Below are 17,976 nucleotides of genomic sequence, written 5' to 3' on the forward strand. Positions count from 1 at the left end.
ACACAAAATTCAAATTCACCGGAAACCAATGTGGGAGCGAGCCTGCTCGCGATAGCGGTGTGTCAGTCACAAACTATCAACTGACAGATTGCCATCGCGAGCAGGCTCGCTCCCACAGGGATCTTCCTTGGATGGAAGATCGCTTACAAAACCCGAACGCGCAGCGAACGACCCTTGATCTTGCCGTTGTTCAAACGCTGCAACGCCTGCATGACCACGGTGCGCTCGACGGCCACATAGGACTGGAAGTCGAAGATCGCGATCTTGCCGACCTGGGTGCCCGGAATCCCGGCTTCACCGGTCAGTGCGCCGAGAATGTCGCCCGGACGCACCTTGTCCTTGCGCCCGCCGGCGATGCACAGCGTGCTCATCGGCGGTTGCAGCGGGGCACCGCCCTGGGATTTCAGGTTGTCCACCTGATCCCAGTTCAGCGGGGTTTTCTGCAGTTGTTCGATGGCTTGCGCGCGATGCGCTTCCGACGGCGCCACCAGGCTGACCGCGATGCCTTTCTCGCCGGCACGACCGGTACGGCCGACGCGGTGAATGTGGATTTCCGAATCCCGGGCCAGCTCGACGTTGATCACCATGTCCAGCGAGTCGATGTCCAGGCCACGGGCCGCGACGTCAGTGGCGACCAGTACCGAAGTGCTGCGGTTGGCGAACATCGCCAATACCTGGTCGCGGTCACGCTGTTCCAGATCGCCGTGCAGGCCGACGGCGGAGATGCCTTTGGAGGTCAGGTGATCGACGGTTTCCTGCACTTGCTGCTTGGTGAAGCAGAACGCCACGGTGGAGGCCGGACGGAAGTGGTGCAGGACCTTGGTCACCGCGCTCATGCGCTCTTCCGGGGAGATCTCGTAGAAGCGTTGTTCGATCTGGGTGTCGTCGTGGAACGCTTCGGCCTTGACCGTCTGCGGATCGCGCATGAACTTCGAAGCGAGTTGCTTGATGCCCACCGGGTAGGTCGCGGAGAACAGCAGGGTCTGACGGCGGCTCGGGGTCTGCTCGATGATGTCTTCGATGGCGTCGTAGAAACCCATGTCGAGCATGCGGTCGGCTTCGTCGAGGATCAGCGTGTTCAGGCCATCGAGGACCAGCGAACCCTTGCGCAGGTGTTGCTGGATGCGCCCCGGAGTACCGACGATGATGTGCGCGCCGTGCTCCAGCGAGGCGATCTGCGGACCGAACGACACGCCGCCGCACAGGGTCAGGACCTTGATGTTGTCTTCGGCGCGGGCCAGACGACGGATTTCCTTGGCGACCTGGTCGGCCAGCTCGCGGGTCGGGCAGATGACCAGCGCCTGGCAACCGAAGTAGCGCGGATTGATCGGGTTCAACAGGCCGATGCCGAACGCGGCGGTCTTGCCGCTGCCGGTCTTGGCCTGGGCGATCAGATCCATCCCCTTGAGGATCACCGGCAAGCTCTGCGCCTGGATCGGCGTCATCTGGGCATAACCGAGAGATTCGAGGTTAGCCAGCATGGCGGCGGACAGCGGCAAAGTATTAAAAGCGGTGGCGATGGTGGTCACGGGACTGGCCTGCAAAACAAAATGTCGCGCAGTGTAGCAGCCCCGTGCCACTTTCCTCGAAAGTTCTGGACGAACAGCGGTTAATGTTCGATGTGTTCGTCCGGATGTTCATCGGGACGTTTGACGCGCCGGCCGTCCTCTTTCGAAAGTTGCGAGAAGATGGTCGCCGCCAGCATCGCCATGACACCCACTGTCACGAACGTCAGCTGGAACGCGCCCAGCACGGTTTCAACGCCATCATTGCCGATTTCCGCCGTGAAGCCGCCGAGCAAGGCACCGGCGCAGGCCACCCCGAGACTCAGCGACAACTGCGCAACCACCGACAGCAGACTGTTGCCGCTGCTGGCGCTGGCGTCGTCGAGGTCGATCAGGGTCACGGTGTTCATCGCGGTGAACTGCAGCGAGTTGATCGCGCCGAGAATCGCCAGCAGGCACAACAGCAGCCAATACGGTGTCTGCTCGCTGACCAGGCCCATGCTCGCCAGCATGATCCCCAGCGCCAGCGTGTTGCCGGTCAAAACGATGCGATAGCCGAGACGCTCGATCAGCGGCCGCGCCATCCACTTGGCAAACATCGCTGCGGCGGCCAGCGGCAGCATGCTCATCCCGGCCTGCGACGGTGAATAACCCAGCGCCACTTGCAGCAGCAACGGCACCAGAAACGGCAACGCACCGCTGCCCAGACGGGCGAACAGGTTACCGATGATCCCCACCGCAAACGTCCGAGTCTTGAACAGCGAAGGCGCGAACAGCGGATTCTCGACACGTCCGGCGCGCAACCAGTACGCCGCCAGGCAGGCCATGCCACCGAACAGCAGCAACATCACCCGCAGGTGCGGCAGATGCAATTCGCCAAGGCCTTCCATGGCGATGGTGATCAGAATCATCGCTGCGCCGAACAGCAGGAAACCGAGGCTATCGAAGCGCGTACGCTCGGTGCCGCGCAGATCGGGAATGAACTTCCATACCGCGTAGCAGCCGATGACGCCGACCGGCAGGTTGATCAGGAAGATCCAGTGCCATGTCAGGTATTGCACCATCCAGCCGCCCATGGTCGGGCCGATCAGCGGGCCGAGCAGGCCGGGAATGGTGATGAAGCCCATGATCCGCACCAGCTCCGAACGCGGGTAGGCGCGCAGCACCACCAATCGCCCGACCGGCAGCATCAGTGCACCGCCGAGGCCCTGAATCACCCGGGCGCCGACCAGCATGGACAGGCTGCTCGACAGGGCACAGAGCAGCGAGCCGATGCTGAACAGCAGGATCGCGCCGAAGAAGATCTTCTTGGTGCCGAAGCGGTCGGCGATCCAGCCCGAGGCCGGAATCAGCAACGCCACGGTGAGCATGTAGGCGATGACCACACCCTGCATGCGCAACGGGTCTTCGGCCAGATCCCGGGCCATGGCCGGGAGGGCGGTGTTGAGGATGGTCCCGTCGAGGGACTGCATGAAGAAAGCGATGGCGACGACCCACGGCAACCAGCGGGCGGTGATGGCGTCGAGAGGCGGGCGGTTGGGCATGGAACCTCTGATGATGGGCGCAGTAAATCCGGGGTGACTTCATCGCGAGCAGGCTCGCTCCCACATGGACTGCGCGAACCTGTGGGAGCGAGCCTGCTCGCGATGCTTTTACAAGGTCAGGGTCAATCGGCTTACCAGCGCCCCCGGCAACAACGCCGACGACGTATTGCGCTGACTGTAGGTGCTTGCCGACAGCAGCAACTCACGCTCGGCAGTCAACGCTTCCAGCTGCGAACCCAGCAGGCTGTAGGCACTGTCGTCGAAACGCATGGTGCTGACCGGCGCCTGAATCTCGCCGTTCTCGACCCAGAACGTGGCAAACCGGGTCATGCCGGTCAGGCGCGCCGCCGGTTGATCCGAGAAGTTCAGATACCACAGGTTGCTGATGTAGAGCCCGGTGCCCAGTTGTTTGAGAATCTCCGCTTGCGGCAGATCACCGGCGCCCATGTTCAGCGCGCTCGGTGATTCGCCACCGCCGGCACCGTTGGCCGTCAGGCCGTATTCGGCAGCACTGCGCGATCCCACCAACTGGTCACCCGCTTTGCCTTCGATGATCAACCGCAGATCGCTGCGCGGATAACCTTCACCGGAAAACGCCGGGCTCAGCGAGCCGCTGACTTTTTCGTCGAGGGATACCAGCGGACTGAACGCCTGATCGCCGGCATACAGCTTCTGCAACGGACTGCTCTTGCTGGCAATCGACTGCGCCGAGAAACCGCCCCAGCACAGCATGCCCATGATTTCTTCCAGGGCTGCTGGTGCCAGATAGGCGCGGTACTGTCCCGGTGGCAGGGTGCGCAACGGTCGACCGAGAAACTCAAGCTGCTCGCGGGCCTGCTGGAAACGCTTGGCGAAACCTTCGCTGCTCCACTCGTGCCCGGCATAGCTGGCTTTCACCGCTTCGCCGTTCTCGTGGAACAGGCTGAAGTCGAAGTTGAAGCTGTTGGCCTGATGCCAGCCGAACGCGCCGGAAGAACTGGCGAAACCACGGCTGATCGGGCCGGCGGCGTAGAAACCGACCAGATCCAGCCCTTCTGCCGCCTCGGCGATTTCAGCGACCACCTGCTCGGTGTCCGGCAGCGGATGTTCCTGCACGTTCTGGCTCTGCCAGCCGTTGTGGTTGAGCAGCAGATAGGGATCCTGCGGCAGCAGCGGCAGGGTTTCGCGCAGTTGTTGCAGGCCTTCGGCGAGGCGTTGCAGGTCAGTTGCCTGTTCGCCGGACAGGGTGATGTGCAGGTCGGCATGGCGGCCATCGTCGATCAGTTTCAGGCCGATACCGGCTTGTTGCACTTGCCCGGCCTGACGCACCTTGGCGTGATTGAAGCGCACGAAGGCCGACGATTCGGCGTCGTAACTCAGCGTGAACTGTTCCGGCTCGCGCACGGCATCGCGCAGCCAGTTGACCAGCACCTTGAAGGCCTCGACCTGGCTCTTGGAAATACTCATCAGGCGTCTCCCCCAAACACATCAACATTGCTGAACACGCAGGCCGGCGAAGCGTGGCCGACGCGGATCACCTGGTTCGGTTCGCCCTTGCCGCAGTTCGGCGTGCCCAGCACCCGGATGGTGCCGGCGTTGCCGACTGCGCGCAGGCTCTTCCAGAAGTGCGCGGAAATGCCCCGGTAGTTCGGGTTTTTCACCACGCCCTTGAGTTCGCCGTTTTCAATCAACTGGCCCCATTCGCAGCCGAACTGGAATTTGTTCCGCGCGTCGTCGATCGACCACGAACGGTTGGTGCTCATCAGGATGCCGTTTTCGATGCCGCCGATCAGTTGTTCCAGCGACTGGTCACCCGGCTCGATATTGAGGTTGGCCATGCGGTCGATCGGTGGTCGGTTCCAGCCGCAGGCACGGCTGTTGGCGACACCGTCCAGACCCGCGCGGAACTGCGACAGCGCACCGCCCAACGGCCGTACCAGCAGGCCTTCGCGAATCAGGAATTGCTTGCTGGCAGCCGTGCCGTCGTCATCGTGGCCGTAGCTCGCCAGCTCTTCGGGAATGTCCGGATCGAAGGTCACGTTGAGCAGTTTCGAGCCGTATTGCAGGCTGCCGAAATCCGAGGCCTTGACGAAGCTGGTGCCGGCGTAGTTGCGTTCGTCGCCGAGAATCCGGTCGAGCTCCAGCGGGTGACCGATGGATTCGTGGATCTGCAGCATCATCTGGTCGGGCATCAGCAGCAGATCGCGCGGACCTTGCGGCGTATTTGGCGCGAGCAGCAGTTGCAGCGCCTGATCGGCGACTTGCGGACCGGCGCCGATCAAGCCGCAGCGGCTGATCACGTCGGCGCCGCCCTGCTGGCCGAAGTTCTCGCGGCCGAGGCTGCGGGTCTGGCTGTCGTTGCCGTCGTAGGCGGTGACGTCCAGGCCCGGATAAACGAAGCGCTGGGCCTGGCGCAATTCGGCCCCGGCGCTGCTCAGGTAGATCTGTTCGACGTGGGTGATGCCGATGCTCACTTCCCAATTCACCAGGCGCTCATCCTTTGGCACCGAGGCGGACTCCGCACCGAGCAGCTCGAAGCATTCGCTCAGGGACGGGAAGGGTTGTTCGAGATTGGGTGAAAAGTAGTCGGCACGGTCGCTGGACACCGGCTGCTGGCTCAGGTCGAGCAGGGCGTGCGGCTTGATCCGCCGGGCCTGCTGTTCGGCGCGCTCGAGGGCGGCTTGCAGGCCTTGTTGCGACAGGTCATTGGTCGCGGCGTAGGCTTCGACGCCGTTGACGCGAACGGTGAGCATCGCGCCTTCGTCGCGGCTCAGGCTCGGCGGTTCGGCAACGTTCTTGCGCACCGACAGGTACTGGCCGGACTCGCGTACATACCGCAAGGAAAAAAACTCGGCGCCCGTGCGCAAGGCAGCGAAGCGCTGCTTGAGCTGGGGGTGGAAATCGAACATCAGGGAACCTCCTTGTTATGGGAGTAGCAGCGAAGCGGATTCGGCGGGGAGGGGTGAAACGATTGCGCGAGGACTAGAGTAGGCCTGCGTAGGGGTAGGATCAAGTGAAGAGGGGGTGTAGGGGGATTTACTTGAAACAGAGGGATTTGTGCTGAATGTGAGGGCCCCTTCGCGAGCAAGCTCGCTCCCACAGTTGAAATGCATTCCAAATGTGGGAGCGAGCCTGCTCGCGATTAGCCTTGATGCGGTGTAGCTGAATTACTGAGCAACAGCGCTCACATCACGCAGTGCCTTGCCTTTCACCGGCGCATCGCCAGCGACGTAGTACGGCGCCTTGCTGCGCGGCAGTGGCTGACGGCCACGGATCTTGTCGGCGATTTTCTCGGCCATCATGATCGTCGGCGCGTTCAGGTTGCCGGTGGTGATGATCGGCATGATCGAGGCGTCGACCACACGCAGACCCTGCATGCCATGCACGCGGCCCTGGCCGTCCACGACCGCCATCTCGTCGGTGCCCATCTTGCACGAGCAGGACGGGTGGAACGCGGTTTCGGCGTGCTCGCGGATGAACTTGTCCAGCTGCTCATCGGTTTGCACTTCGATGCCCGGGCTGATTTCGCGGCCGCGGAAGGCGTCCAGCGCAGGCTGTTGCATGATTTCACGGGTCAGGCGGATGCCGTCGCGGAATTCCTGCCAGTCCTGCTCGGTGGCCATGTAGTTGAACAGGATGCTCGGGTGCTGACGCGGATCCTTGGATTTGACCTGGATGCGACCACGGCTCGGCGAACGCATGGAGCCCATGTGCGCCTGGAAACCGTGCTCTTGCACACCGTTGCTGCCGTTGTAGTTAATCGCTACCGGCAGGAAGTGGTACTGGATGTTCGGCCATTCGAATTCCGGACGGGTGCGGATGAAACCGCCGGCTTCGAACTGGTTGCTGGCGCCGATGCCGGTGCCGTTGAACAGCCACTCGGCACCGATGGCCGGCTGGTTGTACCAGAGCAGCGACGGGTACAGCGAGACCGGTTGGGTGCAGGCGAATTGCAGGTACAGCTCGAGGTGATCCTGCAGGTTTTCGCCAACGCCCGGCAGATCGTGAACGACCGGGATGTCGAGGCTTTCCAGCAGTTTCGCCGGACCGACGCCGGAGCGTTGCAGCAGTTGCGGCGAAGCGATCGCGCCGGAGCAGACGATGACTTCTTTGCGGGCGCGGGCTTCAACGCGCTCTTCGGCAGCGCCGACCAGGTAACGCACGCCGATGGCGCGCTTGCCTTCGAACAGAACCTTGTCAGCCAGGGCGTGAGTGACGATGGTCAGGGTCGAACGCTTCTTGGCCACGTCCAGGTAACCACGGGCGGTGGAAGCACGACGGCCTTTCGGCGTCACGGTGCGGTCCATCGGGCCGAAGCCTTCCTGCTGGTAGCCGTTCAAGTCTTCGGTGCGCGGGTAACCGGCCTGCACGCCGGCTTCAACCATGGCGTGGAACAGCGGGTTGTTGCCAGCCTTCGGCGTGGTCACGCTGACCGGGCCTTCGCCACCGTGGTAGTCGTTCGGACCGATGTCGCGGGTTTCCGCTTTACGGAAGTACGGCAGGCAGTCGAGGTAAGTCCAGTCTTCCAGGCCTGGCAGTTTTGCCCAGCCGTCGTAGTCCATCGCGTTGCCGCGGATGTAGCACATGCCGTTGATCAGCGAGGAACCGCCGAGGCCCTTGCCACGACCGCATTCCATGCGACGACCGTCCATGTACGGTTCCGGATCGGTTTCGTACGCCCAGTTGTAGCGACGGCCCTGCAGCGGGAAGGCCAGTGCGGCCGGCATCTGCGTGCGAAAGTCCATGCGGTAGTCCGGGCCGCCCGCTTCGAGCAGCAGGACGGTGACGCCTTCGTCTTCAGTCAGACGGGTCGCCAGGGTGTTACCGGCAGAACCGGCACCCACAATGATGTAATCGAATTCCTGGGACATTGAATGCACCCTCTTTGAAAGTTGGTCAGGTCAGGCCTGGGTGAGTGCTGCGCACTCAATCGCGAGCAGGCTCGCTCCCACAGTGAATCGGGGATGACACAGGTTTGGTGGATGGCACCAAACCTGTGGGAGCCAGCCTGCTGGCGATGACGGCCTCGCATGCGAAGCGATTGATGCCTTAGAACACCGAGACGTAATCGCCCAGCTCGACCTGTACCGATTTGATGCGAGTGAAGTTGTTCAACGAGCTGATGCCGTTCTCACGGCCGACGCCCGACTGCTTGTAACCGCCGACCGGCATTTTCGCGTCGGACTCGCCCCAGGCGTTGATCCAGCAGATACCGGCTTCCAGTTGGTGAATCACGCGGTGGGCGCGGTTCAGGTCGCGGGTGACGATACCGGCGGCCAGGCCGAAGTCGGTGTCGTTGGCGCGGCGGATCACTTCTTCTTCGGTTTCGTAGGTCAGGATCGCCATTACCGGGCCGAAGATTTCTTCACGGACGATGGTCATGTCGTCGGTGCAGTCGGTGAACACGGTTGGCGCCACGAACGCGCCTTTGGCGAATTCGCCGTCGGTCATGCGCTCGCCGCCGCACAGAACGCGGGCGCCTTCTTCTTTACCCTTGGCGATGTAGCCCAGCACGTTTTCCATGTGCGCGAAGCTGACCAGCGGGCCGAAGTTGGTGTTTTCGTCTTCCGGGTTGCCAACGCGGATGCGCGCAACGCGCTCGACGATCTTGGCTTCGAAAGCGGCTTTCAGGTGGCTCGGCACGAATACGCGAGTGCCGTTGGTGCAGACCTGACCGGAGCTGTAGAAGTTGGCCATCATGGCGGTGTCGGCGGCGCGATCCAGGTCGGCGTCGTCGCAGATGATCAGCGGGGACTTGCCGCCCAGTTCCATGGTCACGTCTTTGAGCGACGAAGCCGAAGCGCTGGCCATGACCTTCTTGCCGGTATCGGTGCCGCCGGTGAAGGAGATTTTTTCGATGCGCGGGTGCTCGGTCAGCCAGGTGCCGACTTCACGGCCGCTGCCGGTCAGTACGTTGAACACGCCATTCGGAACGCCGGCTTCGGTGTAGATCTCGGCCAGTTTCAGGGTGGTCAGCGAGGTGACTTCGCTTGGCTTGAAGATCATCGCGTTACCGGCCGCCAGGGCTGGAGCGGATTTCCACAGGGCGATCTGGATCGGGTAGTTCCACGCGCCGATACCGGCGACAACGCCCAGCGGCTCGCGACGGGTGTAGACGAATGCAGTGTCACGCAGCGGGATCTGCTCGCCTTCGATGGCGGGTACCAGGCCTGCGTAGTATTCCAGCACGTCGGCGCCGGTGACGATGTCGACGTACTTGGTTTCGGAGAAGGCTTTACCGGTGTCCAGGGTTTCCAGGGCAGCCAGTTCATCGTTGCGCTCGCGCAGGATGTCGACGGCGCGACGCAGGATGCGCGAACGCTCCATGGCGGTCATCGCAGCCCAGATTTTCTGGCCTTTTTCGGCGCTGACGACAGCGCGCTCGACGTCTTCCTTGGTCGCACGTTGCACTTGTGCGAGGACTTCACCGTTAGCCGGGTTGATGGCTTCGAAGGTGGCATCGCTGCCGGCGTCGGAGTACGCGCCATCGATGTAGAGTTTTTGCAGTTCGAAACGGGCCATAGTGTCCTCGCAAGTGCATAAGTGGTTGGCGTTGACCACCGCGATCAGGCTGCGGTGGCGTTCAGGGGCCGAGCGTTTTCTGTGTGCTCTAGCTCACCTTCTTGGCCAATTGGAAATCCATGTATTCGTAAGCGATCTGTTGCGCCTGCGCAGTGTCGAAAGCGTCTCCCGACAGCGCGCCGCGCAACCACAAGCCGTCGATGAGAGCTGCCAGTCCACGGGCGGCGGTGCGCGCATCTTCGAGCGGCAACACACGGCGGAACTCGCAGCACAGGTTGGAATACAGACGGTGATCGTTGATCCGCTGCAACCTGTGCAAAGACGGCTGGTGCATGCTGGTGGCCCAGAAGGCCAGCCAGGTTTTCATTGCCGGGCCATTGACCTGGCTGGCGTCGAAGTTGCCTTCGATGATCACCTGCAGATGCGCCCGGGGGCTGCTGTCTGCCAGCGCCTGACGGCGCGCGGTGACGTTCTCGCTGAGGACGCTCATCAGATACCGCATCGTGGCGGCAATCAGGCCGTTCTTGTCCTGAAAATAGTGACTGATGATGCCATTCGAGACACCGGCCAGACGGGCGATCAGCGCAATGCTGGCGTCCCCCATTCCGACCTGATCAACCGCCTGCAAAGTGGCTTCGATCAGTTGTTGGCGGCGGATGGGTTGCATACCGACCTTGGGCATCTTGCACATCTCCTTAGGCCTTCCGACGGGCGATGAACGCCGATCGGATTGAGGGCCAGTCTATTTTGTTTTGATTGAACGTTCAATCAACAAAGAATAAGATCTGCGACAAATCGTCGCTGCCTACAGATTTTTCCTACGAGTAAGTGGCGATAAACCGACATCCGAAAATGCTCGAAACCTGCGCGGGGCAAGGCGCGGTTCGACGTTCGATGGACGTGTTGAATGGGCAAGACGCTCGAGGCCAGGTTTCGGATGAACGTCCGGACCTCGGCCACGACGGCGATTCGCGGTGCCATCTCTGCAGGTTCGGGCTTTTTTCGGGGTGTCTTTATATCACCCGCCGGTCGGCTGCCAACTAACCGATTGGTCGGGTTCCGTGTTGCCTTGTGTTCTTCTCTCGCACTGCCTGGAGCATTTGTGCCATGAGTTCTGCCTCGCTTATAAAGACCCCGCCCGAGAAGGTGACGGTCAACGGTTGGGTGTTCTACACCTCTACCGTGCTGATTCTGTTGTTGACCGCCATTCTGATCATCGCCCCGCAAGAGGCCGGCAGAATGCTGGGAGTGGCTCAGGCCTGGTTGTCCCGCAGCTTCGGCTGGTACTACATGGTGGTGATCGCCGCTTACCTGGTTTTCGTGGTGGGCCTGGCGTTTTCCTCCTACGGCAAACTCAAACTGGGTAGCAAGGACGACACCCCTGATTTCAGCTACGGCGCCTGGGCGGGGATGCTGTTCTCGTCGGGTATCGGTATTTCGCTGCTGTACTTCGGCGCGTCCGAGCCACTGGATCACTACTTCAACCCGCCGGAAGGCGCGTCGGCCACCAACCTGGCGGCACGTCAGGCTGTCCAGCTGACCTTCCTGCACTGGGGCCTGCACGGCTGGGCGATCTACGCGCTGGTCGGTCTGGCCGTGGCTTATTTCGCTTACCGTCACAACCAGCCGCTGGCACTGCGTTCGGCGCTGTACCCGCTGGTGGGCGAGCGTTGGGTCAAGGGCGCTGCCGGCCATGCGGTAGACGGCTTCGGCATGTTCGTGACCCTGCTGGGTCTGGTGACCAACCTGGGGATCGGCTCGCTGCAAGTGTCCTCGGGCCTGGAAAACCTGTTCGGCATGGAGCACAGCAACACCAACCTGCTGATCGTGATCATCGTAATGAGCACCGTGGCGACCATCGCTGCCGTGTCCGGCGTGGAAAACGGCATTCGTCGTCTGTCCAACCTCAACATCATCCTGTTCAGCGGCCTGCTGATTTTCGTGCTGCTGTTCGGCCCGACCCTGCACCTGCTCAACGGCTTCGTGCAGAACATCGGCGACTACCTCAACGGCGTGGTCATGAAGACCTTCGACCTGTACGTCTATGAAGGCGACAGTGCCAAGTCCGACCGCTGGCTGGGCCTGTGGACTCTGTTCTACTGGGCATGGTGGATTTCCTGGGCCCCATTCGTAGGCATGTTCATCGCGCGGATTTCCCGTGGCCGTACCGTGCGTGAACTGGTGGCCGGCGTGCTGCTGATTCCGCTGGGCTTCACCCTGGCGTGGCTGTCGATCTTCGGTAACTCGGCGCTGGACCTGGTGATGAACCACGGTGCGGTGGAACTCGGCAAGACGGCGCTGGAACAGCCGTCGATGGCGATCTATCAGTTGCTGGAACACTACCCGGCGTCGAAAGTCGTCATCGGTGTATCGATCTTTGTAGGTTTCGTGCTGTTCCTGACCCCGGCCGACTCCGGCGCGGTGATGATGGCCAACCTTTCCTGCAAGGGCGGCACTGTCGATGAAGACGCGCCGCACTGGCTGCGGATCTTCTGGTCGGTCGTGATCACTCTGGTGACCATCGGCCTGCTGTTCGCCGGTAACTTCGAAGCCATGCAGACCATGGTGGTGCTGGCCGGTCTGCCGTTCTCGGTGGTGCTGGTGTGCTTCATGTTCGGCCTGCACAAGGCGATGCGCCAGGACATGCAGATCGAACAGGAGCAAGCGCAACTGGCTGAGCGCGGTCGTCGTGGTTTCAGCGAGCGCCTGACTCAACTGGACCTGCAACCGAGCCAGTCGGTGGTGCAGCGCTTCATGGACAAACACGTCACTCCGGCGCTGGACGATGCGGCTGCCCAGCTGCGTGCCCAAGGCCTGGAAGTGCAGACGCTGCTGGGTAAATCCAAGCGTTGCATGGGCGTGCGTGTCGAGATGGAAGAGGGCAACCCTTTTGTCTACGAAGTGAGCCTCGACGGCTATCTGGCGACCCCGACCGAATCGGCCCAGTCCGATGAAGCGCGCCAGCGTTACTACCGCGCCGAAGTGTATCTGCACAACGGCAGCCAGGATTACGACCTGATGGGCTTCACGCAGGATCAGATCACACGCGATGTGCTCGATCAGTTTGAAAGCCATCGGCAGCTCCTTGGCCGGGTGTACAGCTAAAAGCGATTGTTCATTCCCACGTTCTTCGTGGGAATGATGAAAACAAAAACGCCGCGATCCTCTCGCGGCGTTTTTGTGTCTGCTCTCTTTAACCCAGGTTCTTGCCGAGCAGCGCGTGATACAGCTCGCTGTCCCCGAGAATCCCCACCACATGGTTGTTGTCGTGCAGCACCAGCTTGTTGCCGGTCTGGTAACGGATCTGCAACGCGTCACGCATGCCGATGTTCGAGTCCACCAGTGTCGGGCGACGGTCGAGGCCTTCCACCGCTTGCCCCGGCACCCAGTTCTGCAGGTCGAGTACCGATCCGTTCTTGCGTGCACCCTTGATGGTGTTGCCTTCGGCCAGGTCCAGCCATGAGTCGCCGCCCGGATCGAGGCACACCGAGCCGTTGATGCGTTTGCAGTTGTCCAGGGTGCGCATCAGGCTGCGACCGCAGAGCACGTTGAGCGGATTGGTGTGGGCGACGAAGGTGCGCACGTAGTCGTCCGCAGGGTTGAGCACGATCTCTTCCGGCACGCTGTACTGAATGATCCGGCCGTCTTTCATGATCGCGATGCGGCTGCCGAGTTTCAACGCCTCGTCGAGGTCGTGGCTCACGAACACGATGGTCTTGCTCAGCTTGCGTTGCAGTTCCAGCAATTCGTCCTGCAGGCCCTGACGGATCAGCGGGTCAAGGGCCGAAAACGGTTCGTCCATCAGCAGAATGTCGGCGTCCATCGCCAGCGCGCGGGCCAGCCCCACACGCTGCTGCATGCCGCCGGACAGCTCGTTGGGTTTCTTGTTGCGCCACTGGGTCAGGCCCACCAGTTCAAGCTTGTCGTCCACCAGTTTGCGCCGTTCTTTCTCGGGACGGCCCTGCATTTCCAGACCGAAGCTGATGTTCTCGCGTACGGTCAGCCACGGCATCAGGGCGAACTTCTGGAACACCATCGCAATGCGCTTGGTGCGCATCATTTTCAGTTCGGCCGGGCTGCAGGAGGCGATGTCGATCTGTTTGCCTTCATGCTCGACGAACAGCTTGCCGCGGCTCACGGTGTTGAGGCCGTTGATGCAGCGCAGCAGGCTGGACTTGCCGGAGCCGGACAAACCCATCAGTACACAGATTTCACCTTTCTCGATATCCAGGCTGGCCTTTTCAACGCCGACAATCTGCCCGGTCTTTTTCAGGATCTCGTTGCGGGTCATGCCCTGATCCAGCAGCTTGAGTGCCTCGCGTGGATCCTTGGCGAAGATAACGTCTACGTTGTCGAAGCGGATTATGCTCATGCGTCACCCCCTACTTTGGCGTCGGGTTGTTTGCAGATACGGTCGAGCATGATCGCCAGCAGTACGATCGCCAGGCCCGCTTCGAAGCCCAGGGCGATATCAGCAGTGTTCAGTGCGTTGACCACCGGTTTGCCGAGTCCGTCGGCGCCCACCAGTGCCGCGATCACCACCATCGACAGCGACAGCATGATGCACTGGGTGATGCCGGCCGCGATGCTCGGCATGGCGTGGGGCAGTTCGATCCGTGAAAGCAGTTGGCGACGCGAGCAGCCGAAGGCCTTGCCGGCGTCCATCAGTTCTTCCGGGACATCGCGGATGCCCAGGTAGGTCAGGCGGATCGGTGCAGCGATGGCGAACACCACCGTGGAGATCAGGCCCGGAACCACGCCCAGCCCGAAGAGGGTCAGGGTAGGAATGAGGTAAACGAAGGTCGGTACGGTCTGCATCAGATCGAGCACCGGCCTCATCAAAGTGTAGAACATCGGTTTGTGCGCGGCGACGATGCCCAGCGGCACGCCGATGACCACGCAGACCAGGGTCGCGAACATGACCTGGGCGAGGGTTTCCATGGTTTCCTGCCAGTACCCCAGGTTGAGGATCAGCAGAAAGGAGGCGATCACGAAGGCGGTCAGGCCCCATTTGCGTTGAATGAAGTGCGCGAGCAGAGCGATGAGGCCGATCAACACCAGCGGGTTGAACCAGGTCAGCGCAAACGTCACGCCGTGGATCATCGTTTCCAGGGTCACGGCGATTGCGTCGAAGGTGCTGGCGCCGTGTTGCGTCAACCATTCAACGAAGCCCGCGATGTACTGGCCTAAAGGGATTTTCTGATCAATCAGCATGGTAGTGAACGTCCGCATGCAAGGAAATAAACAGCCCGGACGGCCGGAGCCGTCCGGCATAAGCGATTACTGAGCAAGTTTGGCTTTCACGGCCTCCAGGCCAGGTTTACCGTCAATGGTGGTCACGCCAGCGAGCCAGGTATCGAGCACCTGTGGATTCTTTTTCAGCCAGGCCTTGGCGGCCGCTTCAGGCTTCATCTTGTCGTCGAGGATGTTGCCCATCAGGGTGCTTTCCATGTCGACGGTGAACTCCAGATTTTTCAGCAACTGACCGACGTTGCTGCATTCCTCGACGTAGCCCTTGCGGGTGTTGGTCGCGACAGTAGCGGCGCCGAAATCCGGGCCGAAGAAGTCGTCGCCGCCGGTCAGGTATTGAATCTTGAAGCGCTTGTTCATCGGGTGCGGCGCCCAGCCGAGGAACACCACGGCGGTGTCGCGCTTCTGCGCACGGTCGACCTGCGAGAGCATGCCCGCCTCGGACGATTCGACGACCTTGAAGCCGGCGTCTTTCAGGCCGAAGGCGTTTTTGTCGATCATGCTCTGGATCAGGCGGTTGCCGTCGTTGCCAGGCTCGATGCCGTAGATCTTGCCGTCGAGCTCTTTCTTGAATTTGGCGATGTCGGCGAAATCATGCAGGCCCTTGTCGTACAGCGCCTGCGGTACGGCGAGGGTGTATTTGGCGCCCTTGAGGTTGGTGCGCACCACTTCCACGGTGCCGGCGTCGCGGTAGGCCTTGATGTCGTTTTCCATGGTCGGCATCCAGTTGCCGAGGAACACGTCCATGTTCTTGCCGTCGGCCAGCGACTTGTAGGTCACGGGCACGGAGATCATGGTGGTCTTGGTCTTGTAGCCGAGGGCGTCGAGCACCACGCTGGTGGTCGCGGTTGTTGCGGTGATGTCGGTCCAGCCGACATCGGAGAAGTTAACGGTACTGCACTGCGCCGGTTCTGCGGCTTGAGCCAGTAACGGCAGACTCAGCATGGCGGCCAACAACAACGACGGGGAACCTTTCATGGATGGACTCCTTGGTGTTTTTTTTGGCAGTGTTCCGACTGGACCACCGCACTTATAGGTTGCGGTTGGATGGCGTTCTGGAGACAGCTCTGTCACGGCGCCTTGCAATCGAGTCGATACGATCATGTACCAGTGAAAAACTGACGCCTACAGGGTGCGTCGTATCCAGTACAGGGATGGTCGCATCCAGTGTCGGTGACGTCGCTTACAGCTTTTTTCAGCCCTTTTTGGCCATCTGAACCGCATAAAAACGGCGAAAACACGGGGCGAAACCGGCACGGCGTTCGTGGGCATGAGTGCGTCGGTGTCAGACGCCGGACGACCCGGGAAAAATCCGATGATGCGGGCATTCCGGCGGATCGCAGCTTGAGCGTAGCAGCTCCGCCAGCGGGCGCTTCACGCCCCGGACCGGCACTCTCAGGAGCTCTGCATCAATGGCTATCAGCGTTTTCGACCTGTTCAAAATCGGCATTGGTCCCTCCAGTTCTCACACCGTCGGGCCGATGCGCGCCGCGGCGCTGTTCGTCGAGTCGCTGCGCGACAAATTCCTGCTGGAGCAGGTTCGGCGGATCGAGGTGCAACTGTTCGGTTCGTTGTCCGCTACCGGTGTCGGTCACGGCAGCGACAATGCGGTGATCATGGGCCTGATGGGTGAGTGGCCGGATGCGATCGACCCGTCGCAGATCGGCCCGCGGATCCAGGCCTTGCGCGAAACCCACACCCTTTTACTGGATGGTCGTTTGTCGGTGCCTTTTATATGGGCTCGCGACATGCGTCTGATCGACGAGAACCTGCCGTTCCACCCCAACGCCATGACTCTGGTTGCCGAAGGCGATCACGGCGAGATTCATCGCGACACCTACTATTCGGTCGGCGGCGGTTTTGTCGTCGATGAGGCGCAGGCATCCAGCGGTGTGGTGGACCTGGATCGCACCGAATTGCCGTATGACTTCTCCAGCGCCGTCGAACTGCTGGAGCTATGCAAGCAGAACAACCTGCGCGTGGCCGAACTGATGATGGCCAACGAGAAAGTCTGGCGCAGCGAAGAGGAAATCCGCGCCGGGCTGATGAAACTCTGGCGGGCGATGCAGGATTGCGTCGAGCAGGGCCTCAAGCACGAAGGCATCCTGCCCGGCGGCCTTAATGTGCGTCGGCGTGCGGCCAAGTTGCACCGCAGTCTTCAGGAATTGAACAAGCCCAACGTGATCGGCTCGACCCTCAGCGCCATGGAGTGGGTCAACCTGTTCGCCCTGGCGGTGAACGAAGAAAACGCGGCCGGCGGGCGCATGGTCACGGCGCCGACCAACGGCGCGGCCGGGATCATTCCGGCGGTGCTGCACTACTTCATGAAATTCAGCGAAGCGGTGACCGACGCCAACGTGGTCGACTATTTCCTCGGCGCGGCGGCGGTAGGGATTCTGTGCAAGAAGAACGCTTCGATCTCCGGCGCCGAAGTCGGTTGTCAGGGTGAGGTCGGTTCGGCCTGCGCAATGGCAGCGGCGGGGCTGGCGGAAATCCTCGGCGCAAGCCCTGAGCAATTGTGCAACGCGGCGGAAATCGGCCTGGAGCACAACCTCGGTCTGACCTGCGACCCGGTGGGCGGTCTGGTCCAGGTGCCGTGCATCGAGCGCAACGCGATTGCGGCGGTGAAGGCGATCAACGCGGCGCAAATGGCCTTGCGCGGCGATGGTCAGCACTTTATTTCGCTGGACCGGGTGATCCGCACCATGCGTGATACCGGCGCCGACATGCATGACAAATATAAGGAAACTTCACGGGGTGGATTGGCGGTCAGCGCGGTCGAGTGCTGATACCGACTTGCCTCTTATCGCCAGCAGGCTGGCTCCCACACTGGATTTGCGGCGTTCGCAAAACTGTGGGAGCCAGCCTGCTGGCGATGAGGCCAGACCAGTCAAAACTGCGCGTTAAGTGCACACCGGAATCAAAACGCGCCACCTTTTGGCGCGTCGCAATCAGATAAGAGTGTTTCCCACCCGCATGGCCGGATCCGCACCGGCTACCGTCCGTCATCCGTGCCAGCGGTGACACTGTAGGACAATCCCCCGCAGCCCTGTTCCCACAAGTGCTACCGATCTGCTCACACACGCCGGGGCAGGGCTTTCACCGCCGCTGATGGCACTTCGAACAGCCTTTCGTCGGACGGCTTGTATAGACGCGTCGCGACGTCGTTTTCAGGA

The 17,976-nt window shown here is 61.5% G+C and carries 12 protein-coding genes; 2 read left to right on the plus strand and 10 right to left on the minus strand.

Annotated features, from left to right (window positions below):
* Nucleotides 1-143 precede the first annotated feature (143 nt).
* The 7 genes from dbpA to betI form a co-directional block, all read right to left on the minus strand.
* Nucleotides 144-1,529, minus strand: a complete 1,386-nt coding sequence (gene dbpA / locus DXT77_RS10505; protein WP_119427582.1) for an ATP-dependent RNA helicase DbpA — start codon at nt 1,527-1,529, stop codon at nt 144-146.
* Between the two features lie 80 nt (nt 1,530-1,609).
* Nucleotides 1,610-3,049 carry a multidrug transporter subunit MdtD gene (gene mdtD / locus DXT77_RS10510; protein ID WP_085731624.1) on the minus strand — a complete coding sequence of 480 codons (1,440 nt, stop codon included), beginning with the start codon at nt 3,047-3,049 and terminating at the stop codon, nt 1,610-1,612.
* A 108-nt stretch (nt 3,050-3,157) separates the two neighbouring features.
* Nucleotides 3,158-4,495 (minus strand): TldD/PmbA family protein, encoded by a 1,338-nt coding sequence (locus tag DXT77_RS10515; RefSeq protein ID WP_119427583.1) that lies wholly within the window; start codon nt 4,493-4,495, stop codon nt 3,158-3,160.
* Nucleotides 4,495-5,937: a TldD/PmbA family protein gene (locus DXT77_RS10520; RefSeq protein WP_119427584.1), complete on the minus strand. Its 1,443-nt coding sequence runs from the start codon at nt 5,935-5,937 to the stop codon at nt 4,495-4,497. Before DXT77_RS10520 ends, DXT77_RS10515 begins: the two co-directional genes overlap by 1 nt.
* 258 nt (nt 5,938-6,195) lie before the next feature.
* Nucleotides 6,196-7,899 (minus strand): choline dehydrogenase, encoded by a 1,704-nt coding sequence (gene betA, locus DXT77_RS10525; RefSeq protein ID WP_119427585.1) that lies wholly within the window; start codon nt 7,897-7,899, stop codon nt 6,196-6,198.
* 178 nt (nt 7,900-8,077) lie between these two features.
* Nucleotides 8,078-9,550: a betaine-aldehyde dehydrogenase gene (gene betB, locus DXT77_RS10530; RefSeq protein ID WP_085709136.1), complete on the minus strand. Its 1,473-nt coding sequence runs from the start codon at nt 9,548-9,550 to the stop codon at nt 8,078-8,080.
* Nucleotides 9,551-9,638: 88 nt separating this feature from the next.
* Nucleotides 9,639-10,232, minus strand: coding sequence for a transcriptional regulator BetI (gene betI / locus DXT77_RS10535; protein ID WP_085688616.1), 594 nt, complete (start codon nt 10,230-10,232; stop codon nt 9,639-9,641).
* A gap of 425 nt (nt 10,233-10,657) precedes the next feature.
* Here betI and betT point away from each other — a divergent pair, with 425 nt between their 5' ends.
* The gene (gene betT / locus DXT77_RS10540) at nt 10,658-12,655 is read left to right on the plus strand and encodes a choline BCCT transporter BetT (protein WP_085709137.1); all 1,998 of its coding nucleotides are present in this window, start codon (nt 10,658-10,660) and stop codon (nt 12,653-12,655) included.
* A gap of 88 nt (nt 12,656-12,743) precedes the next feature.
* Here the strand turns inward: betT and choV are convergent, their stop codons facing one another.
* From choV to DXT77_RS10555, 3 genes are all read right to left on the minus strand, one after another.
* Nucleotides 12,744-13,922: a choline ABC transporter ATP-binding protein gene (gene choV, locus DXT77_RS10545; protein WP_085709138.1), complete on the minus strand. Its 1,179-nt coding sequence runs from the start codon at nt 13,920-13,922 to the stop codon at nt 12,744-12,746.
* Nucleotides 13,919-14,764: a choline ABC transporter permease subunit gene (choW, locus tag DXT77_RS10550; protein ID WP_085709139.1), complete on the minus strand. Its 846-nt coding sequence runs from the start codon at nt 14,762-14,764 to the stop codon at nt 13,919-13,921. The genes choV and choW overlap by 4 nt, the downstream gene beginning before the upstream one ends.
* Nucleotides 14,765-14,830: 66 nt before the next feature.
* Nucleotides 14,831-15,778, minus strand: coding sequence for a choline ABC transporter substrate-binding protein (locus DXT77_RS10555; protein WP_114886006.1), 948 nt, complete (start codon nt 15,776-15,778; stop codon nt 14,831-14,833).
* Between the two features lie 434 nt (nt 15,779-16,212).
* Between DXT77_RS10555 and DXT77_RS10560 the strand changes: the two genes are divergently transcribed.
* The gene (locus DXT77_RS10560) at nt 16,213-17,589 is read left to right on the plus strand and encodes an L-serine ammonia-lyase (protein WP_102619740.1); all 1,377 of its coding nucleotides are present in this window, start codon (nt 16,213-16,215) and stop codon (nt 17,587-17,589) included.
* Nucleotides 17,590-17,976 lie beyond the last annotated feature (387 nt).

The sequence above is a fragment of the Pseudomonas sp. 91RF genome, assembly GCF_003576265.1.
Taxonomy (GTDB): Bacteria; Pseudomonadota; Gammaproteobacteria; order Pseudomonadales; family Pseudomonadaceae; genus Aquipseudomonas; species Aquipseudomonas kribbensis.

Excerpts from the sequence above, each read along its gene's own strand:
- choV (WP_085709138.1), bottom strand. The coding sequence starts at position 13,922 with ATGAGCATAATCCGCTTCGACAACGTAGACGTTATCTTCGCCAAGGAT.
- DXT77_RS10520 (WP_119427584.1), bottom strand. The coding sequence starts at position 5,937 with ATGTTCGATTTCCACCCCCAGCTCAAGCAGCGCTTCGCTGCCTTGCGC.
- DXT77_RS10515 (WP_119427583.1), bottom strand. The coding sequence starts at position 4,495 with ATGAGTATTTCCAAGAGCCAGGTCGAGGCCTTCAAGGTGCTGGTCAAC.
- choW (WP_085709139.1), bottom strand. The coding sequence starts at position 14,764 with ATGCTGATTGATCAGAAAATCCCTTTAGGCCAGTACATCGCGGGCTTC.
- mdtD (WP_085731624.1), bottom strand. The coding sequence starts at position 3,049 with ATGCCCAACCGCCCGCCTCTCGACGCCATCACCGCCCGCTGGTTGCCG.
- DXT77_RS10555 (WP_114886006.1), bottom strand. The coding sequence starts at position 15,778 with ATGAAAGGTTCCCCGTCGTTGTTGTTGGCCGCCATGCTGAGTCTGCCG.
- DXT77_RS10560 (WP_102619740.1), top strand. The coding sequence starts at position 16,213 with ATGGCTATCAGCGTTTTCGACCTGTTCAAAATCGGCATTGGTCCCTCC.
- betB (WP_085709136.1), bottom strand. The coding sequence starts at position 9,550 with ATGGCCCGTTTCGAACTGCAAAAACTCTACATCGATGGCGCGTACTCC.
- betI (WP_085688616.1), bottom strand. The coding sequence starts at position 10,232 with ATGCCCAAGGTCGGTATGCAACCCATCCGCCGCCAACAACTGATCGAA.
- betA (WP_119427585.1), bottom strand. The coding sequence starts at position 7,899 with ATGTCCCAGGAATTCGATTACATCATTGTGGGTGCCGGTTCTGCCGGT.
- betT (WP_085709137.1), top strand. The coding sequence starts at position 10,658 with ATGAGTTCTGCCTCGCTTATAAAGACCCCGCCCGAGAAGGTGACGGTC.